The following is a 19068-nucleotide window of genomic DNA, read 5'->3' as shown; positions in this document are numbered from 1 at the left end:
ATGGCAATTTTATTCTGTGTCCCGAGAATCAATAAGCAGCGAGAGCCTTAGAGTGAAACCGCAGTTGAATCCCCCCGAGAGTCTGACGCCTGAAACGGCTGCGCCAGTGAGTGTACAGGGACGCGTCCTCACGCGCCATGCTATTACGCGCGGTGCAACGCTTGTGCTGCAGTATTATCTCGCCACCGTTTCAGGCCCTGTGCTGGTGGAGTTACCTGGCTCTGAGTACATTTGTTTTTGTCATCAAAGCGATATGGCGGCATTGCAATTACAAACGCCGGGGCAGGCACTGCGCTTTGTACCGCTTGCACTTAAAAGCTTTAAAAGACAATCCGTTGCGGCGATTTATGCCCAGTCGAGCAGTGTGTTTCGTCACTTACAGCGGATAGCGACGGATGCTGGCATTCCCTTATTTGAGGCGGATATCCGTCCCGAGCAGCGTTTTTTAATCGAACGTTTTGTGGCGCTCGATGTGGCATTTTTAGGGCATTTTGTCAGCAACGCTGGCATAGATGAACAATTGCTCATTTTTAGCGCTGTACGAGCAAAAGCCGTTGCACCGCAGCCGGAAATAAAATTGCGTTCAATCTCCCTCGATTTTGAATGCAGTTTTGAAGGATTACTCTATTCCGTGGCCCTTTATGGACGCGATGTGCAATCTCAGCCCTATGAAAAAGTCATTATGGTGGGTGAGCCGCAGCCTGATGCTGCAATCTACATCGAATGGGTGAACGATGAAGCGGCGCTTATCCATCGTCTCATCGCTTGGTTTACTGAGTTTGATCCCGATGTGATCATTGGTTGGTCGGTGGTGACCTTTGATTTGGCCTTGTTATATCGGCGTGCGTTGCTGCACCGGATCCCGCTGCGTATCGGCCGCGGTGGCGCGTTTCTCGAGTGGAAGGTCGAGAATAAATTTCGGCCTGAAACCTTAAGTTTACCGGGGCGAGTGGTGCTCGATGGTATCGATTGGTTAAAGGCGGCCTTTTACCAATTCGAGCGCTTCTCCTTGGAGTTTGTCGCCCAAACGCTACTCGGTGAAGGCAAAGCGATCCATGATGTAGAAAATCGAGCGCAAGAGATTGATGCGCTATTTACCGAAAATAAACAAGGGCTTGCACATTATAATCTGACCGATAGTCGCTTAGTGTGGGATATCTTTGAACATACTCAATTGTGGGATTTTGCCCTCGCTCGCGCCGAATTAACGGGGTTAGAACTGGGGCGCGTAGGTGCCTCGGTAGCCGCATTTAACCATTTGTATCTACCGCATTTACATAGGGCTGGCTTCGTCGCGCCCGCAGAGCCTGCTAGCCAAGGGATAGAAAGCCCTGGTGGTTATGTAATGGATTCTGTCCCGGGTTTTTATCAACATATTTTAGTGTTTGACTTTAAAAGCCTTTACCCATCGATTATCCGGACTTTTTTAATTGATCCTAAGGGCTTGATTGAAGGTTTGGATGACGAGGAGGGATCGGCATTAGCTGAGCCTGAAACCGTTGCCGGTTTTTTGGGCGCGCGGTTTAACCGACATCAACCGATCCTGCCAAAACTTATCCAAAATCTCTCCGAACAACGCGAAAAAGCCAAGCGGGAGGCGAATGCGCCTTTATCGCAAGCGATTAAAATCATTATGAATTCGCTTTATGGGGTTTTGGGTTCCCAAGGCTGCGTGTTCCATGATGCGAAACTGGCAAGCTCCATCACCATGCGCGGTCATCAAATCATGAAGCAAACTCGCGCGTGGATTGAGGACATGGGCTACCAAGTCATTTATGGAGATACTGACTCCACCTTCGTTTATTTAGGCCCTGAGCCAGATCTCAGTGATATTAATGCCTTAGGTAAGCAGATTGCCGCGCGAATGAATCAGCAATGGCAAAGTAAAATTGCGCAGGAGTTTCAGCTAGAAAGTTTTCTCGAACTACAGTTTGAACGCCACTACGAGCAGTTTTTTATGCCGACCCTGCGGGGCTCGGAGGAGGGGAGTAAGAAGCGTTATGTCGGTGCTTGGCGCAATCGAAATGGAGTGCTGGAAATCACTTTTAAGGGGATGGAGCAGGTTCGCAGTGATTGGAGCCCTTTGGCGCGTAAGGTACAAGCTGAACTCTATGAGCGCATGTTTAACCAAAGGGATATTAGTGGTTATTTAACGGATGTGATTGCTGAGCTGCTGGCTGGTAAACGCGATGATGAGCTGGTATTTAGCAAACGCATGCGCCGTAATTTAGATGAATACACGGCCAAGTCTTCTCCCCATGTGAAAGTCGCGCGCCAACTTTGTGAATTAACAGGAAAGACATCCTTTGGCAAGCGAGGGGCACAGATTGATTATGTGATTACTGTAAACGGTCCTGAACCGGTTTCGCATAGATCGTCTACAATTGATTATCAATACTACATAGATAAGCAAATTGGCCCTATTGCAGAGCCTGTCTTTTCAATAATGAAATTAAATTACACGAACATTGCCTCTAAACAGTTGCTGTTAATTTAGTGTTGCCGTTGTGTGTTTTGTGTTTTACTTGCGGGTCTTTGTAGTGTTTTAACCTGTTTTATAGAGGTTAAACACGCTGTTTTTGTGATGTTTCTCTACATAATCTTTAGGTTTCGCTTGGAGAGTGGAATGAAAATTTGCTACTCTCACCGGGAAATTGTAAGGAAATATAACAACGGAATGACGTTGATAAAACATAAACGAAAAGGTTAAGCACCAAATGAACAAAACGTTAGTAGCAACTGCGCTAACAGCACTCTTTCTCGCCCCAACTGTATCTGCAATCGAAATCTACAAAGATGATAAAAATGCGGTAGAAATCGGTGGCTTTATCGATGCGCGCGTAATCAACACTCAAGGTGAAACTGAGGTTGTTAATGGTGCTTCTCGAATTAATTTTGGTTTCAGCCGTGAGTTAACCCACGGTTGGAACGCCTTTGCTAAATTGGAATGGGGTGTGAACCCTGTTGGCAGCAGCGATATTGTCTATAACAACCGCTTCGAATCTGTACAAGATGAGTTTTTCTACAACCGCTTAGGTTACGCGGGCATTAGCCACGATGAGTACGGCACTATCACTATTGGTAAGCAATGGGGTGCTTGGTATGACGTGGTTTACAACACCAACTACGGTTTTGTATGGGATGGTAACGCGGCAGGTGTTTACACTTTTAACAAAGACGACGGTGCAGTAAACGGCGTTGGTCGCGGTGACAAAGTTGTTCAATACCGTAACAGCATTGGTGATGTAAGTTTTGCGGTTCAGGCGCAATTGAAAAACAGCAGCTTCTACACCTGTGATATCGAAAACATCACAGAAGAAGCCTGTGAAGTGGAATGGAACGCAGGTAAGAAAGAAGCGCAACAAGTCACTTATGATTACACCTATGGCGGCTCTGTAACTTACAAAGCGACAGATAAGCTAAGCTTGATGGCGGGTATTAACCGCGGTGAATTTGATATTGCCTATGGCAATGGCGACCAAAAAACCGCTGTTGATCTGATCTACGGCGTGGGCGCGACCTGGGGCGACTTCGACAAGAATGGCTTATATGCTGCCGCCAACGTTCACAAAGAAGAGAACCATGATACCGACAACATTGGTCGCTTGATCAAAGATGCCTATGGTGTTGAAACTTTAGTTTCTTACAAGTTTGATAACGGTTTACGTCCATTTGTGTCTTACAACATTCTGGATGCAGGTAAAGACTATGTTATTCAACCTAACTTTAACGCCGATCCTAACGATGTGTTCAAGCGTCAGTTTGTAGTTGTAGGTTTACACTTTGTTTGGGATCCAAACACGGTTCTGTATGTTGAAGCACGTAAAGACTACAGCGACTTTACCAGCTCAGATCAAGCGCAAGAAGCCAGAATGTCATTGTCAGAAGACGACGGCATCGCCATCGGTATCCGCTATACGCTTTAAGCCTCAGTTGTTTATCTAGAAACTAGATAACTAAAAGTTAACAAAAAACGCCAGTCAGCAATGACTGGCGTTTTTGTTTATGCCGCCGTTATTCAGGCCTCCCGCTGTGGCATGTCTTCATTTTTTTTTATTTGTTTATTTTATGTTGATTAAAGGTTTTATATGTGATTTTATTGTCCCCGATGAGTTCTTCGTATATTCCGAAGAACTCCTGTTTAAAACTGCTTATTTAATAAGCGGATTATAATAAGACATAATATGTCCAGGGAGATAGACAATGCATAAGAATAACTTACTAGCTAAATCTGTGCGCCTAGCATTGATTGGCGGTGTTACCGCTGCAACTTTTATGAGCGTTTCAGCTGTTGCTGCTGACGACACCGCTGCTAAAAAAGAAGAAGTTGAGCGTATTGAAGTAACTGGTTCACGCATTAAGCGTACAGATATGGAAGGTTCTGTACCCGTTACAGTTATCGATCGTGACGCTATTGATATGTCAGGTCAAACTTCAGTTACTGACTTATTACGTAACACCACATTCAACTCAACAGGTTCATTCCGCCCACAGTCTGGTAGCAGCGCACAGGGTACGGCATCTCTTGACTTACGTGGTCTGGGCTCTAGCCGTACTCTAGTGTTAGTTGATGGTCGTCGTCTGACTATGTCTCCATCAACAGGTTCAAGCCAAGACTTAAACGCTATCCCATTAGGTGCAGTTGAGCGTGTTGAAGTTCTGACTGATGGCGCTTCTGCAATTTATGGTTCAGATGCGATTGGTGGCGTAGTAAACATCATCACTCGTAAAGATTTCAACGGTGTGCAAATGAGCTACACCGAAGGTTCACCAAGCATTCCAAAGGATGGCGGTGACAGAAGTGCGGGTAGTGTACTGTTTGGTTCATCAAGCGATAAAACTTCTTTATTAGGCGGTGTTTCATGGAACAAGCGTGATATTGTTTATGCGCGTGATTATCCGTGGACAACTCCAGGCGGTTCTTCTTATGGTAACAACTACCGTTTATCTAGTGGTAGTGGTTATCTTGCAATTCCTGGAGGTTGTACAGAAGAAAACTTCCGCATGAACGGTGCTGCTTGCGTATATAACTTCAACGCAACTAACGCAAACGAAGCCTCGACTGATAACCAATCCATCTTCTTGAAAGGTGAACACCAAATCAATGATGATTGGAAGGTTTTCTCTAATGCAAGTGCTGCCAAAACAGAATCATTTGGGCGTTATGCCCCAGCACCAGATACAAATCGTTATCAAGGTTACCATATTGCTGAAGACAGTTATAATAACCCAACTAATCCCAATGCATGGTTCTATGACTCTGTAAATAACCCTAATGCAGTCGCTTATGATTCGGCAATTGGTGCTCAGCAAGAAGTTGATATCTACCACCGTTTTGCTGCTTTAGGTAATCGTGATACTACAGTTTCTAACCTTAATACCGATTTCCTAATTGGCGTGAATGGTATGATCGCTGATAAGGTTGAAACCGAAGTTGGCTTCCGCCGTGTGCGCAATAAATCTGATGAGATTGGTAACGGTTATCTTGCGGCTGGTACTGCGTGGGGTTACGTGAATGATTTTAACCCAGGTTACTGTGATGATGGTTCATTCGATGCCACTAACTGTCGTTATGGTTATGACGTTCAAAACCCAAGTTCTAACCCTGATGATGTTTTAAAAGGTTCTGCTGCAACAACCGCTCGTATTAGTGAATTCAATATCGATGAATTTTATATGAATGGTTCATTCGATGTTGCTGAATTACCTGCAGGTATGATTCAGGCATTTGTTGGTGCAGAGTATCGTAAAGAAACCTACTCTGATGCCTATGATTCTCAGTCTGAAGCTGGTTTAGTCGGCGGTTCTGCTGGTAGCTCAGCTGGTGGCGATCGCGATGTTAAAGCTGCATATTTTGAAACTTTAGTGCCAATTTTAGATAATTTGGAAATGACTGTAGCTGGTCGTTACGACAAATATTCTGATTATGGTTCGGACTTTTCACCAAAAGTTTCACTACGCTATGAACCTATGGAAGCGATGGTTCTACGTGCATCTTATGGAAAAGGTTTCCGTGCACCAACATTAGATATTTTAACGCAGAAAACTGCTTTTTCTGCTGATTCAGTTGACGACCCTGCAACATGTCTAGCTCTAGGGTACACCAATGGATGTCCTGCCTCTGGCGTACAGGTTGATGCATATCGTTTAGCGAATTCTGCATTGGGGTCTGAAAGTTCAACTCAGATGTCGGCGGGTTTTGCTTATCAACCCTTTGATTGGCTAAACTTTGCAATTGATTATTACAATATCGAAATTGAAGATCGTATAGCTTTCTTTAGTGCTCAAGACTTAATTGACCGTGAGGAGGCTGGTGATCCAATTCCAGCAGGTCTTGGTGTTATTCGTCGTCCAACTGGTGATATTGATTACATTAATACTGGATATGGTAATGAAGGAACACTTGAAACTTCAGGTTTAGACTTAAATTTAAGAACTAACTTCGATTTCGGTGAAGCAGGTTCATTAGCTCAAAATTTACAAATCAGCCACATGCTAGATTATACAATTGACGATGGTCGTGATCTAGTGAAAGACCCTGGCATGCCACAACAACGTATTACGTTATCAAACGTTTATACATTCAGTGACTTCGACTTTGCTTGGAACATCAACTTAATTGGTGACCAATACTCTGACGTTTATACAGATGATGTCACTGGTAATCTAGTTCGTGATGGGCATATTGGTTCTTGGGTAACTCATGATATTCAAGTTACTTACACTAGCCCGTGGAATACTAAACTGAGTGTTGGTGCAGAAAACGCCTTCGAGAAAGAGCCTCAGTTAATTGGTTATGATGGCCGTGAGTACAACTACAACCTATACAATGGTTGGGGTCGTGTAATGTACTTCCGCATTAGCCAATCATTCTAAATGACTTAGTGTAAATCTGTATCAAAGGGCAGGGGAAACCCTGCCTTTCTATTTTTATTTTATGCGATAATTTATGAAGCAATGGACTAACTACTGGCAAAACTCCCGATCATTAAATAGTTTTTCTGAAGGACAAAGTGCTCTCGGATATCACGGTGAAATGCTGTATTTTTGGCAAAATCAATTATCTGCGTTATCTAATGGGGCTAAGGTTTTGGATATAGGTACTGGTAATGGTGCTTTAGCCATACTCTGTTATCAATACGCGCAAACATTAGGATTTGTATGGGAACTTCTAGGTATCGATGCCGCAGATATTAATCCAAAGGTAAACATTTATTCTGATGAGAGCATCAATAAGGCATTGCAAAATATTTCATTTAGGGGAAATACCTTTATTGAGCGAAGTGAATTAGAGTCTGGGGACTTCGATTTTATATGTAGCCAATACGCAATTGAATATTCGGATCTGACTCAATCTTTACCTGAGATATGTAGGTTGTTGGCACCCAATGGGAGATTTTGTGCGTTGATGCACGCAACTGAGTCTGAAATCGTGGCCGATTCTAGACTCGGATTGTCCTTTCTAAATATCTTATTAGATAAGAGTCCATTTCTAAAAGAGGTTGGGGCGGTATTGGTTTATGCAGAAAAATTCATCAAAGAAGGTAAGAGCTTAGCTGATGATGTTGAGTTCAAGCGATTAAATGAGGTTTTACTGTTTCAAGTGAAGTGGTTGAAGTCAAAGGCCCTGGATATGGGATGTGACAGTTGGTTTAATTCAATTTTATCTAAAATTGCCCCACTTTTATATCAGCTAAAGACTGAGAATGTTGCAATCTTCGATGAATATTGCAAACAGTTATTTTTCTATCGAATGCGTATTCGTGATCAATTGGATTCAGTCATCGATGAAAAAAGAAAGCAATTACTCTTAGAAAGCTTGGAAAGGCTACACGTTCAATACTGCTTTTCGGAACTATTCGTTGAAGGGAAACACGTTGGCATAACTTTAGTAATCCACAAATGATGGTTAACGCTGCTCGGTATTTCAGTGAAATTCACTTAGATGTTGCTTTTGAATTTTATACTAGGGTTTCTGACGGTTCTAGTATTCTAAATCCCTTATTAAGGGAGCGCCAGATAGTGTTTTGTTTAAAAAAACACCTTTCGTAAAAAAATTCATAACTAAGACTTCTTTACACTAGTTTTTACGTGTCCCGAATGTTGACACAGGTCAACATTTTGTGAAATGATGCCAGCGGGTCTATGCCTGTAAAGGCATAGGAAAGGGAAGAAAAAACTAAGAATCACAAGAGAAAGATGAGCTTACGGTAAGCATTTCCTAAAGTAAGTCTTGCTTAAAGTGATGTTGCTGGTAAGTTAACTTTTTTATTCACTTCAAATTGGTTGGGAACTATGTCCAAGGTAAGCAATAGAACAAAAATCGCTACTGCACTTGTTGGCGTGCTGGCATTAGCGAGCAGCAACTTAGTAGTTGCAGATCCTCTTACCGACGTGCAGAAAGCGGATAGTATGATCCATGCTGATGCTGCTGCGTCGCAAAAGAACGTTGATAAGTATTTCGATCAAGCACAAGACATGCTTTTTGAGTATGGTTCAGTTGCTGATGAGCGTGAGTCACTGAAGTCCTATAACGATTACGTTGCCAGCTTAGTTGCTGATCAACAAAAAACAATGGACGCAGTTCAAAATGACATTAATGGCGTAGATAAACTACGTCAGGGCGTTGTGCCTTTAATGTTTAAAATGGTTGAGTCTTTAGAACAATTCGTTCAATTAGACTTGCCATTCAACTCTGAAGTCCGTGCTAACCGTGTTAAAGAGTTAAAAACACTGTTAAACACAGCAGAAGTGACTTTAGCTGAAAAATACCGTTTGATCCTGGATGCGTACAGCATCGAGCGTGAGTATGGTAGTGCTGTTGCAGTTAACCAAGGTAAATTGACCTTAGATGGTAAAGAAGTATTAGTAGACTTCTTTAACTTGGGTCGTGTTGCTCTGTATGCACAAAGCTTAGATCAAAAGACTGGCTGGATGTACAACCCAGAAACTAAGGGTTGGGATAAGTTAGATGACAGCTATCTGCGTGAACTGACTAAAGGTATCCGCATTGCCCGTAAACAAGGCGCTCTAGATCTATTCGCATTACCAATTCCTGCTGCGGAGACTGCACAATAATGAAGAAGTTAATTACTACAGCTGTATTAGCTGCAAGTTTTTCTTTAACTGCTGGTATGGCTAGCGCTGCTGATGCACCTAAGACCATCGACCAATTATTGCAGCAAGTTAAAGTTGATCGCGCTGCTGAAGGCAAAGTTAACAGCAAGCGTGAGCAAGAGTTCCAAGCTGAGCGTGGCGATAAAGCGGCTTTATTGAAGCGTGAAAAAGACGCTTTGGCGGCTGAAAAGCAACGCGGTAAAGATTTAAACCAAGCCTTCTTAGATAATGAGCGCAAAATCGCCCAGTTAGAAGAAGATCTGAAAACTGCTCAAGGTGACTTGGGTGAGATGTTCGGTGTGGTTAAAGGTGAAGCAGGCGATTTCGCTGGTAAATTAGCGAGTTCAAACGTAAGTGCTCAATACCCAAATCGCGATAAGTTCATCGCTGATTTAGGTGCGCGTAAGCAATTACCAAAAATCGAAGAGTTAGAGCAATTCTGGCAAGAACAATTATTCGAAATGGCACAATCTGGTAAGGTTGTTAAATTCGAAGGTTCTGTAACTGGTATCGACGGTAGCGTTAAAAACACCACGATTCACCGTATCGGTACTTACAACTTAACTGCTGATGGCAAGTATGTTGTTTACAACCCAGAATTAGGTTTAATTCAAGAGTTATCACAACAGCCAGAAGGCTACCAAGTTAGTGCAGTAGGTAAGTGGGAACAAACCACTTCAGGTACTGCGCCATTCTACATCGACCCAGCTCGTGGCGTGCTGTTAAACATCTTCACTAACAAAGCAAGCTTTGAAGATCGTTTAGAAGCGGGTGGTACTATCGGTTACATCATTATCGCTCTGTTAGCATTAGGTCTGTTGATCTCTATCGAACGTTTAGTGACTATGACTATCATTGGCGCTCGTGTTAACAGCCAACGTAAGAACATTGATAAGCCAGGCAACAACGCATTAGGTCGTATCCTGAAAGTGTATCAAGAGAACAAAGACGTTGACGTTGAAACATTAGAGCTGAAACTTGACGAAGCAATTCTGAAAGAAACGCCAGCGTTAGAGTCTCGTATTTCAATCATCAAAGTTCTGGCCGCTATCGCACCTATGATGGGTCTGTTAGGTACAGTAACGGGTATGATTGCAACCTTCCAAAGTATCCAATTGTTCGGTACTGGCGATCCAAAACTGATGGCTGGCGGTATTTCTATGGCGCTTATCACTACAGTTCAAGGTCTGGTTGCGGCTCTGCCTCTGATGTTAATGCACGCAGTTGTTGTTGCTCGTAGCAAGTCAATCGTGCAAGTTCTTGAAGAGCAAAGTGCTGGTATCATCGCAGCGCACGCTGAGAAGAGGGCTGACTAATGATGATTCACCTGATGGACATATGGGATTCCGTCAGGGGCTTCATGGCCTCCGGAGGCGACGTCCTCTGGTTAGTAGCGTTTGTGCTGTTCTTAATGTGGGTATTGATGCTTGAGCGTTACTGGTATCTTAATTGGATATCACCAAAGCAACATAAAGCAATCATAGCTGCATGGGATGCTAGAGAGGAAACTACCTCTTGGTATGCACACCGTATCCGTGAAGCTTGGCTGTCCCAAGCGAAGCAAGATTTGAATGCACGTATGCTGGTCATTAAAACCTTAGTAGCGATTTGTCCTATGATAGGTTTGTTAGGTACTGTTACCGGTATGATTTCAGTGTTCGATGTGATGGCAGTTCAGGGGACGAGTAATGCTCGTTTAATGGCGGCTGGTATTTCAATGGCAACAATGCCCACTATGGCGGGGATGGTTGCAGCATTATCGGGAGTATTCTTCAGTACTCGCCTTGATGCCAAAATGAAAATCAGCTTAGAAAAGCTAAAAGACAGCATGCCGCACCACTAGAGAGAGATTGAACATGGCACGTAAAAAGCATTCCAGTGTAGACGAGGAAGCGCAAATTGATATGACACCGATGCTCGACATCGTGTTCATCATGCTGATCTTCTTCATTGTAACAACGTCATTCGTGAAACCATCTGGTTTGGACTATAACAAACCCAAAGCTTCACAAGCGACTTCTAAGCCTTCGGCTAACATCTTTATCGGCGTCAGCAAAACTGGCGTGATCATGATGGAAAACCGTCAGGTTGATATCGAGCGTGTAACTGCAAACGTTGAGCGTATGCTAGCTGAAGCGCCTGAAGCAGCAGTGCTGATCCAGGCCGACAAAGATACGCAACACGGCTTAGTTGTTAAAGTTCTAGACCAAGTCAAAGCGGCTGGTATAGATAAGATTTCGGTATCTGCGGGGAACGATTAATATGCTAAGAGCACTAGTATCAATCATTATTGGTGCTGCTGTGACTTTTGGTCTGTTCGCTTTTATGGCGTTCTTGGTCGGTGGTGGGGCGCAGCGCGCTGAAACATCGGCCGAGACCCCTGTAATTGAAATCACCATGGATAGACAGGATGCAAAAGCACAGAATAAGCCAAGGGTAGTGCCTAAACCGCCACCACCACCAGCACAGCCTGAGAAACCTCAAACTGCGCCACCAGATACTTCATCAAATATTGATACGTCTATGTCGTTCAATATGGGAGGCGTTGAAGCTGGTGGTCACAGTGCAGGTGGTTTTAAACTGGGTAATATGATGACTCGCGACGGCGATGCAACACCAATCGTTCGTATCGAGCCACAATATCCAATCGCAGCCGCTCGTGATGGTAAAGAAGGTTGGGTGCAATTACGTTTTACCATTAACGAGTTAGGTGGTGTTGATGACGTTGAAGTTATTCAAGCAGAACCTAAACGTTTATTTGATAAAGAAGCAATACGAGCACTGAAAAAGTGGAAGTACAAACCAAAGATTGTTGATGGCAAGCCACTTAAACAACCTGGTATGACAGTACAACTTGACTTCACTTTAGACAAAGGAGGCAATTAATAATGCGTAATGCTAATAAAATCGCAGTTGCGTTATTATTTTCCCTTTGTGGAGGGGCGTTATCTGTTTCTTCTGCTATTGCAGCTGAAAAGTGTGAGGTTGATACTCGTCAATCTAAAGCGGTCGGTGAGAGTGCTGCGAAAAAGGTGCAGAAATCCTTTGAAGCTTATACAAATGGTCAAGTTGATGAAGCTATTGCCGTTTTGTTAGAAGCAAACCCAAAGAATGATTTCGATAAAGCCTATGTTGCGCGTATGCTCGGTAACTTCTATGCCGAAAAAGGCAAGATGGATACCGCGATCAAGTACCTAAAACAAGCTGTTGAAGCTGATATTTTAGGTGGTACCGATCACGCTGCAACATTGCGCCTTTACGCCGATTTGTTGTTACAAGAGAAAAAGTTTAAGGAAGCAATTCCATACTATTACAAATGGATGGATTTTACCTGTAAGGCTGATTCTCAGATGTACCGTCGCATTGGTATTGCACATACAGAGCTTAAGCAGTGGGATAAAGTAATTGAAGTGGCTGATAAAGGCCTTTCACTTGCTGAGTCACCTGATAAAGGTCTGTATCAGATGAAGTTAACGTCTTACTTTAACCAGAAGCAATATAAGAAAGCCGTTGGTGTGTTAGAAGTCATGGTACCGTTATTTCCGGATGACGGCAGATTATGGGTTCAGCTCGCACAATTTTATCTAATGGTCGAAGACTATGATAAAGCGCTAGCGACTTATGACTTGGCATATCGTAATGGTTTCTTAGAAACTGGAGCTAACATTACTCGCTTAGCTCAGCTGATGGCTCAGAAGGGTGCGCCATACCAAGCAGCGAAAGTTTTTGAGAAGCATATGAAGTCGGGCTTAATCACACAAGATGCTAAATCTTATGAGATTTTGGCTGGTTTTTACCAAAATGCGAAAGAGTTTAAAGAAGCCGCTGACTTTTATGGTAAAGCTGCTGCAATCAGCAACGATGGTAAGCTTTATCTGAAGCAAGGTCGTTTACTGAGCTTGGGTGAGAAATATAATGAAGCGATTCCAGTGCTTGAAAAAGCAATCTCTTTAGGTATTGAACATCCTGGTGAAGCAAACTTCGAGCTGGCTTTAGCTCATCTTAGTTTGAAACAGTATAAGTCTGCTTATAATCGTGCTGTATTAGCTGCGAAAGATAAGAAGACAGAGAAGAGTGCAAACAGCTACATCTCTTACATCAAAGAGAAAGCTCGTATGCATAACGTCGAACTGTAATTCATCTAATTTGCTAGGTAGATCTAAAAAGCCCCGAAAGGGGCTTTTTGTTTATTGAAGCTTTACTAATGCCTGGGATTGCTGTTGTTTACGTTCAAGCTCTTGTGAAAGTTTGGAAACATTATTGAATATAGATTCAATTTTTTGTTCTTGAGTCGGTAAGCAAAGGCAAGCTGCGAGTTTGTAGTCAATTTTTAGCTTATGAGTTTTGCCAAACTCTTGATTAAATTCTTGAATATGATCTGCTATGCGATTAAGAACAACTTCGGTACCTGCTTCATCAATATTGAATAATCCTAAGGCAAAATGATTGTGGTCTAATCTAGCAATTAAATCTGTTGCTCTTAGCAGTGCTTCTTGTACTTGTTTAGTAAAAAATTCGAGTAAATGCGGTTGTTTAACGGTTTCATGAATGTGAGGGCACAGATACAATAGCGCCAAGCTTTGCTGTTCTCGTATATGCCTATGCCATTCTCGGTTAAAGACTTCCATGAAATAGGTTTGGTTGTAAACCCCTGTTTCTGGATCTCTAAAACCTGAGTTACGAAATGAGTAGATCATAGAATAATCCCGTAAGTAGACTTTTCAGTAAGTTTAGGAAGAGTCTGGCTATCTCGGACGTAAAAGGAGAAATATAAAAAATGAAATTAAATGTAGTTGCGGGAATGATAGCCTTAGTGCTAACCCTACAGGGATGCTCAAAGCCTGAATCAACAGTTGTTACACAGGAAGGGGCAACGCAGGCCCCAGCGACTGAAGCAGAAACCCAAACGGCTGAGTCGCGTTATGTTGCACTCGTCGATGCCTATTTTAAAGACTACTTGAAGCTCGAGCCTATTTACGCCACTTTTGTGGGTGTTAACGACTACAATGCGCAGTTTGGTGGTGATTTAACTGAAGAGTATCTTAAGGCTCGACACGATCTAAATACCCGCTATCTAGCACAAGTTAAGGCTATTGATGTTGAGCAATTACCAGCGGATTTGCAATTAAGTTATTCGTTGTTTGTTTATGATCGTGAAATAGCGTTAGTCGATGAAACCTATCCGTCACGCTTTATGCCTATCAGCCAGTTTTACAGTACTGTTATAACTATGGTGCAGCTAGGAAGTGGTGAAAGTGCTCAGCCTTTTAATACCGTTCAAGATTACCGCAATTGGGAACAGCGTGTGAATGGTTTTATTCAGTGGATCCAGCTTGCTCAACAGCGTATGGATGAGGGGATTGCAAGTAAGGTTGTACTTCCTCGAGTGCTGGTAGAGCGTATTATTCCACAGTTAGATGCTATGCTGACGACCGATGCCAGCCAAAGTATTTTCTATTCACCGATTAATCACTTCCCAGAAGGGTTTTCGGATCAAGATAAAGCGGAGCTAACAGCAAGTTATCAAGCGATGATTAATGAGCGTTTAGTGCCTGCATTAACGGGACTGCGCGATTACTTTAAGCAGACTTATTTGCCTAAATCCCGTGCAACGGATGGTTGGTCTGGTCTACCAAATGGTAAAGCTTGGTATCAGCATTTAGCCAATTCTCATACCACCACAACCATGCCAGTGGATGAAATTCACCAAATTGGTCTGAATGAGGTCGCACGAATCCTTTCTGAGATGGACAAAGTCCGTGAGCAAGTGGGTTTTAAAGGTGACTTAAAAGCCTTTTTTGCCTCTTTATCGTCTGAGCCACAATACTTCTATGGCGATCGCCAAGGCTTAATCGATGGTTATATGGTGTTGAAAGATAAGATTAACCAAGTATTGCCACAGTATTTTAATGTAATGCCAAAGGCCGACTATGTGGTTAAACCGGTTGAAAGCTTTAGAGAGCAATCGGCTGCGGGCGCATCCTATGAATCACCAGCTGTCGATGGGAGCCGTCCAGGGGTGTTTTATATCAACACCTACAACTTGAAAGCTCAGCCGAAATGGGGCATGACGACACTGTCACTGCATGAAGCGGCGCCTGGTCACCATTTCCAAATCGCCATTAAGCAAGAGTTAACGGGTGTACCTGAGTTTCAACGCTTCAGCGGTTATACCGCGTTTGAAGAGGGCTGGGCGCTGTATGCTGAATACTTAGGCATCGAAATGGGGCTCTTTAGCGACCCTTATCAGTACTTTGGTAAGCTTTCAGACGAAATGCTGCGTGCGATGCGTTTGGTGGTGGATACGGGATTACATGCCAAAGGCTGGAATCGCGAACAAGCGATTCAATACATGAAGGACAATTCGCCCATGGCCGAGTCGGATATTATTGCCGAGGTTGAACGTTATATGGCTATTCCTGGCCAAGCATTGTCTTATAAAGTGGGTCAACTAAAAATTCTTGCCCTACGTGAGCGTGCTGAAAAAGCCCTAGGTGATAAGTTTGATCTTAAGGCTTTCCATGATCAGATTCTGACTTCTGGCTCACTACCTATGGCGGTGATGGAACAGAAAATTGATCGCTGGATAGCGGCGACTAAGGCTTAACACGGAGTCGATTATGTAGCGCCGTTATCGATAACAAAATTGATAACGGTGCGGTTTAAAGCTTTTTAATTAAACATAATGTTTTTATACTCAACATTCACATCTCGTTTTCAGTCATAAAAACGGGAACCATATGATATTTGGGGCAAATGTCTCAGCATTATTCAGGGAGTTTTATCATGGTTCAGGCTACAGCAAGACATTTGTTAGTCAGCAGTGAAGAGCAGTGCCAAGCACTTAAACAACAGATCCTCGACGGTGCTGATTTTGCGCAAATCGCGCGCGCTCATTCTTCATGCCCATCGGGCGCTCAAGGTGGTGAATTAGGTTCATTCGGCCCAGGCATGATGGTGCGTGAGTTTGATGAAGTGGTATTTAGTGCGCCATTAAACGTGGTTCAAGGTCCAGTTAAAACCCAGTTTGGTTACCACTTACTCGAAGTCACCAGCCGCGGTTAATCGTCTTCTTGCCGAGGCAATGGCAGCGTTTAGCTGCCATTTTTTTTAGTTCGTCCATCCATTGGGGAGCCGCTATGCTTGAACTCTATACCGACAGATTAAGACTTCGCTGTTTACAAGAGCAGGATTGGTCACACTTTTTGGCATTACACCAAGATCCTGACATCAATCGCTACGTGCGTAATCCTGAAGCTCCCGAAGTGATCCGGCAAAAGTTTGAGCAGCGCTCAGTCACCTGGGACTATACCTCTGGCAATTGGCTTACGCTGGTGATTGAAACCCTTGATACCTGCGAGTTTATCCGTTTAACCGGTCTTCATTGCCAAAGTGGGGAGGAACAACGTGCTGAGGTCGGTTATTTGCTGGCGCACGCGGGACAAGGCAAAGGCTATGCCACTGAGAGTTTGCAAGCTGTCATTGATTGGGCCTGTTTGAGCTTATCAATACATAAATTCGTCGGATACTGCGCCAAAGACAATATAGGTTCGGCACGAGTGATGGAAAAATGTGGTTTTCAACTCGAAGGCGTATTTAGGCAGCATTTTAAGATAGGCGATGAGTGGCTAGATGAATGCGCCTATGGCCTGCTCGCCGATGAAAGGCAAAGATAAGTTAAATTATCTGCATCGCAATGGACATGCTGCTATAATGCCGCAGGTTTATTTTTTGAGGCGTATTTAAGTGACGCAAATTAATCAGTTAGTTTTGCATCCCGGCGAAGATTTTATTGAATTGTACAAAGTATTAAAGGTACAAGGTATGTCGAATGCCGGTGGCGAAGCGAAGCATGTTATTGATGAAGGTTTGGTTACCGTCAATGGCGAAGTAGAAACCCGCAAACGTAAAAAAGTCGTTGCGGGTGATATTGTCAGTTTTAACGGTGAATCGGTTCAAATCATTGCGGCTGAATAAGCCTGATACTGTGGAGTAGGATATGCAATTTCCAGACGACGATAATGGCAAAATGCTGGCCGCAATGGCTGAAGCCGGAATTGACCTTACTAAAGCCCTCGATGTTGATTTCTTTTTAGTTTTTGATGATCAGCGTGATGCTGAAACTGCACTTGAAGAATTAGCCAATTCGGATCTCGAAGGTGAAGTTGAGCTGAATTTGAATGATGAGCTAGGCAAGTGGGAAATCATCGTATGCATCAACATGGTGCCAGACTACGATGACTTGGTTGAGCAAGAAACCATTCTCAATGATTTTGCGGCCGAGTTTGGCGGCATGACCGATGGTTGGGGTGTGATGCAACACCAAGACGGCGATGATGAGTTTATGGACGATGATCACGTTCATGATGAGCATTGTCATCACTGATTTATGCCATATTATCAATGATAAAGGAGCCATAAGGCTCCTTTATTTTTGTCTTTCAATAATATTTCTGCGACTCGATTTAAATCCATCTCATACCCATTACGAAATGTAACTAGGCTTAAGCTGGTCTTACAGTTAACGCAATCAGATGCACTATTCTCAATTCTTGAAAAGCATCAGAGGAGGGGAAATATTATGCAGTTAACTATATTGGTGGCGGCGTTATTGAGCTTGATGATTTGTATTTATTACCTATCGCAAGGAAGATTACAGATTATAGCCATGCTTCAGGGAGCCAATATTGCTCAATTGAATAAGCAAGTGTTACTTAGTTTATTCTATTGCCAAATGGGCTTTTTCATCACAACGAGCCTCTGCTTATTTGCTTGCGCGCAAGGTGTCGTTCCTCGTATGTATGCCTACAGTTTATTACTATTTATAGGTTTAAATTACGGTATTTTTGCTATTTGGCATTGTCATATAGCCAAACTTGGTCCACCCGAGAAGAGGTTTAGTTTATATATCATGGCATTGAGCCTGTTGTTGGTATCATTATTTGCGTTGTTGGGAGCATTGCACTAATCCGTTTTATCAATATCGAGTTCGCACGAGGGCTCGAGATTAAATATTGTCTTTTAGGCACCATGGTGCTCACTAAATTGCTGTCAATACATCTTAGTGTGTGATTTGTCCTGCACTATTGTGTTCGCTGGCGAGCTCTAATCCATATTGGCGCACGAGCTCTGTGAGTTTGCCGTTTTGCTGCAATTGCTGTAACCAAAGGTTGAGTTTATCTGGGTGTAGTTTCGAATGTGGATTGATTAACACGCCATGATAATAATGTTGATCCCATTGATTTGATACATAGAGTTGTTGATCTTGCGGATTTGAAGCGAGGTAAAAATTGAGGTAGGAAATGGTCACTGGGGCAATTTCTGCGCGCTTTCGAAGTACGGTTTCAATAGATGCTTTATTGCTGTTTACAAAAACGACCTTGTAGTTTTTTTCAAGCACTGCAGGATCGGTTTCGAAGTTGGCAAAGCGATAGTGGTAGCCTTTAACTAATGCTAGCGTTCGCTCTTTGAACAGAGCAAAAAACTGAGGATCTTTTACTTTTTCCTTCAAGGCGATAAAGACTTCGCCATCATGGATATGTAGGGGGATAAATGCTGTATTAAGTTTTTCCCACCCCCAGCGTGGATTTTCAAACATGATCATATCGAATCTTCCAGCTGCATAGGCTTTATATCTATGCTCTATGCTGGTGGAGACAAATTCAAAGCTGATTTCTTGCTGAATTTGGTTGAGGGCGTTGATGAGATCAAGCGTTAAGCCTGTATAACGGCCATCGCTCTGTAAATTGACATAGGGAGCAAATTGATAGCCCCCAACACGAATAACGGGTTTTGTTTGAGCGGGAGAAAGGGGACCTGCAGTTGCAACACTGAATAAATTCAACACTAGGCCTAATAGTAAATTCAGTAATACAGCTAGTCGCATAAGTTATCCTGTTTATCGTGAAGTCTTAAGCTTATCTTTAACAGAGACAAGTTAATACAATTAAT

At 43.1% G+C, this 19068-nt stretch carries 18 protein-coding genes; 16 read left to right on the top strand and 2 right to left on the bottom strand.

The window, feature by feature from the left end:
* Positions 1 to 64 precede the first annotated feature (64 nt).
* The 10 genes from FJD32_RS14150 to FJD32_RS14105 all read left to right on the top strand — a co-directional run bounded on the left by FJD32_RS14150 (position 65) and on the right by FJD32_RS14105 (position 13253).
* Entirely contained in the window at positions 65 to 2497 is a 2433-nt protein-coding gene (locus FJD32_RS14150) for a DNA polymerase II (protein WP_140906463.1), read from the top strand.
* Between the two features lie 220 nt (positions 2498 to 2717).
* Positions 2718 to 3926, top strand: a complete 1209-nt coding sequence (locus FJD32_RS14145) for a porin (RefSeq protein WP_140906459.1) — start codon at positions 2718 to 2720, stop codon at positions 3924 to 3926.
* A gap of 277 nt (positions 3927 to 4203) precedes the next feature.
* Positions 4204 to 6876: a TonB-dependent receptor gene (locus FJD32_RS14140; RefSeq protein ID WP_140906458.1), complete on the top strand. Its 2673-nt coding sequence runs from the start codon at positions 4204 to 4206 to the stop codon at positions 6874 to 6876.
* 73 nt (positions 6877 to 6949) lie between these two features.
* A complete protein-coding gene (locus FJD32_RS14135; protein ID WP_086902579.1) occupies positions 6950 to 7906 on the top strand; it encodes a class I SAM-dependent methyltransferase in 957 nt (318 codons plus the stop codon).
* Positions 7907 to 8295: 389 nt separating this feature from the next.
* A complete protein-coding gene (locus FJD32_RS14130) occupies positions 8296 to 9078 on the top strand; it encodes a DUF3450 domain-containing protein (protein ID WP_037417266.1) in 783 nt (260 codons plus the stop codon).
* Positions 9078 to 10433, top strand: a complete 1356-nt coding sequence (locus FJD32_RS14125; RefSeq protein WP_011717518.1) for a MotA/TolQ/ExbB proton channel family protein — start codon at positions 9078 to 9080, stop codon at positions 10431 to 10433. Before FJD32_RS14130 ends, FJD32_RS14125 begins: the two co-directional genes overlap by 1 nt.
* Entirely contained in the window at positions 10433 to 10960 is a 528-nt protein-coding gene (locus tag FJD32_RS14120; RefSeq protein WP_011626575.1) for a MotA/TolQ/ExbB proton channel family protein, read from the top strand. The genes FJD32_RS14125 and FJD32_RS14120 overlap by 1 nt, the downstream gene beginning before the upstream one ends.
* A 13-nt stretch (positions 10961 to 10973) precedes the next feature.
* Entirely contained in the window at positions 10974 to 11378 is a 405-nt protein-coding gene (locus FJD32_RS14115) for a biopolymer transporter ExbD (RefSeq protein ID WP_011623215.1), read from the top strand.
* A 1-nt stretch (position 11379) separates the two neighbouring features.
* Positions 11380 to 12003, top strand: a complete 624-nt coding sequence (locus tag FJD32_RS14110; protein WP_037417276.1) for an energy transducer TonB — start codon at positions 11380 to 11382, stop codon at positions 12001 to 12003.
* Positions 12004 to 12005: 2 nt separating this feature from the next.
* Positions 12006 to 13253, top strand: coding sequence for a tetratricopeptide repeat protein (locus FJD32_RS14105; protein WP_047536189.1), 1248 nt, complete (start codon positions 12006 to 12008; stop codon positions 13251 to 13253).
* Between the two features lie 51 nt (positions 13254 to 13304).
* Here the strand turns inward: FJD32_RS14105 and FJD32_RS14100 are convergent, their stop codons facing one another.
* Positions 13305 to 13814, bottom strand: a complete 510-nt coding sequence (locus tag FJD32_RS14100) for a diguanylate cyclase (protein WP_037428125.1) — start codon at positions 13812 to 13814, stop codon at positions 13305 to 13307.
* Between the two features lie 80 nt (positions 13815 to 13894).
* Here FJD32_RS14100 and FJD32_RS14095 point away from each other — a divergent pair, with 80 nt between their 5' ends.
* The 6 genes from FJD32_RS14095 to FJD32_RS14070 all read left to right on the top strand — a co-directional run bounded on the left by FJD32_RS14095 (position 13895) and on the right by FJD32_RS14070 (position 18085).
* Positions 13895 to 15724, top strand: a complete 1830-nt coding sequence (locus FJD32_RS14095) for a DUF885 domain-containing protein (protein ID WP_140906457.1) — start codon at positions 13895 to 13897, stop codon at positions 15722 to 15724.
* Between the two features lie 179 nt (positions 15725 to 15903).
* The gene (locus FJD32_RS14090; RefSeq protein WP_011623210.1) at positions 15904 to 16182 is read left to right on the top strand and encodes a peptidylprolyl isomerase; all 279 of its coding nucleotides are present in this window, start codon (positions 15904 to 15906) and stop codon (positions 16180 to 16182) included.
* Between the two features lie 74 nt (positions 16183 to 16256).
* A complete protein-coding gene (locus tag FJD32_RS14085) occupies positions 16257 to 16793 on the top strand; it encodes a GNAT family protein (RefSeq protein WP_140906456.1) in 537 nt (178 codons plus the stop codon).
* A 70-nt stretch (positions 16794 to 16863) separates the two neighbouring features.
* Positions 16864 to 17094, top strand: coding sequence for an RNA-binding S4 domain-containing protein (locus FJD32_RS14080; protein ID WP_037417290.1), 231 nt, complete (start codon positions 16864 to 16866; stop codon positions 17092 to 17094).
* Positions 17095 to 17116: 22 nt separating this feature from the next.
* Positions 17117 to 17503, top strand: coding sequence for a ribonuclease E inhibitor RraB (locus tag FJD32_RS14075; protein WP_037417296.1), 387 nt, complete (start codon positions 17117 to 17119; stop codon positions 17501 to 17503).
* 195 nt (positions 17504 to 17698) lie between these two features.
* Positions 17699 to 18085: a hypothetical protein gene (locus tag FJD32_RS14070; protein ID WP_140906455.1), complete on the top strand. Its 387-nt coding sequence runs from the start codon at positions 17699 to 17701 to the stop codon at positions 18083 to 18085.
* A gap of 93 nt (positions 18086 to 18178) precedes the next feature.
* Here FJD32_RS14070 and FJD32_RS14065 read toward each other — a convergent pair whose 3' ends face one another.
* Positions 18179 to 19003, bottom strand: a complete 825-nt coding sequence (locus tag FJD32_RS14065; protein ID WP_037428116.1) for a transporter substrate-binding domain-containing protein — start codon at positions 19001 to 19003, stop codon at positions 18179 to 18181.
* Positions 19004 to 19068: the final 65 nt, after the last annotated feature.

It is taken from the genome of Shewanella sp. LC6 (assembly GCF_006385735.2).
Classification (GTDB): domain Bacteria; phylum Pseudomonadota; class Gammaproteobacteria; order Enterobacterales; family Shewanellaceae; genus Shewanella; species Shewanella xiamenensis.
This window is presented reverse-complemented; position numbering and strand designations above follow the sequence as displayed.